The organism is Endozoicomonas sp. SESOKO3, from assembly GCF_024606255.1.
This window is the reverse complement of record NZ_JAHHPR010000314.1, coordinates 1-1,343: the sequence shown is the minus strand read 5'-3', so window position 1 is coordinate 1,343 and position 1,343 is coordinate 1. Positions and strand designations below refer to the sequence as shown.

Annotated in this window: 2 protein-coding genes; both read right to left on the bottom strand. The window is 46.5% G+C overall.

All coding sequences use genetic code 11. The annotated features are described in order from the left end of the window. Positions 1-707 (bottom strand): PEP/pyruvate-binding domain-containing protein (locus tag KDK18_RS14695; protein ID WP_257253779.1); only part of this gene is annotated, 707 nt, incomplete at its 3' end. Positions 708-885: 178 nt separating this feature from the next. Then, on the bottom strand, positions 886-1,343 hold a 458-nt coding region (locus KDK18_RS05495), incomplete at its 5' end, for a DUF4116 domain-containing protein (RefSeq protein ID WP_257253778.1).

Genomic DNA, 1,343 nt, shown 5'->3' with positions numbered 1-1,343 from the left:
CCTGAGGCCATGACCTTAAGACAGGTACGCAAAACATCCTCTTCTCCCTGAACTTGAGAGAGGTATTTACCCGCCTGGGCATCGCCATAGTCGTCTTCGTTGATGCCGGAACTGCGAACAATCAACGGCTGTGATGTCGAGAGACCGATCAGTTGACTGCGCAGATCTCTCATATGCCGGGCCACTTCAGAATCTTTAACCTGTTCGTAAAAGTCACTGCTGGCAACAAAGGTCGCCAGACCCTCCAGCCATTCATTCCTTTTGTCTTGCTCTGAAGGTGGCAGGGTATTGAGGAGTTCCCTGATCTTCATCAGACTGCACTCCGCCTCTGGTTCAGGGACAATCCCCTGGAGGTAGCGCGCTAAACAATGGGTATCCAGCGGGTGTTGTTCAAGTGCATTCATTGCCCGGGCTGTAACACATTTGAACGGTGGCACAGGCACTTCTATTGCCTGCATACGCTGCAAAAACATTCCCTTACCCCCAAGTTGTTTCCGGTTGGATGGAGAATAGTCAGCAGCCTGATCTGAAAAAGATAAACTGCTGGCTCTGCAGATGCGCTTGACCAGTGGCGTTTCGTCGATCGCAACGCCAGTGGTATCAGGACCACCGAAATGACTTTGGAATGGACTACTGGCCCCAGTATCCTGAATTGGATTCTTTGTCAGTACGTGGTGATGTGATTTGTCAAATTCGGCAGGTAACACAACAATATCCCTTTTAAGTTAATATTCACCCATGATTTAGTAGCTTCCGCTTTAATTAATTACTTTCTTTTGACCATAATGTTTTCATAAAATTCACTCGTCGGCCTGAAGCAAGCAATAGAAAGAACCACAACAAGCAGGCAACATGGTTTGTAGTGGGGAACCTTGTCTGGATAGATCAGACCTTATTCGCAGATGATGCGGCGTATTCAAGAACTTCGGGGTTTCTTTGTTTTGCAGCCTCGATAAAAGCGGTATCATCTTTAAGCCCGGAAGCAACATATATGAAAGCTCGAGCATTCTTTGCAATTAAGTCCAGCATATACTCGCGATCACTCAATACCTTTTCACTGGCAAATGATAAGGTATCAATACTATCAGCAATGGCCATTCGAATAATGTCTTTATCAGTTCGGAGTCTTTCACTTGCATAACGCAGAGCCCAGGGATACTTTTCGACCGCAGCCACGACGATATCTCTGTTATCCCTCAGCTTTTCACTCAAATATTGCAGTTCCAGGGGATGTTCTGAAATGGCGTGTAATACAAAGTCTTTATCATTACGAACCCGTTGGCTGGCATATTCCAGCCCATGCTTGCGCAGGGCATTCATGACCTTTTCTTTATGATCCCCAA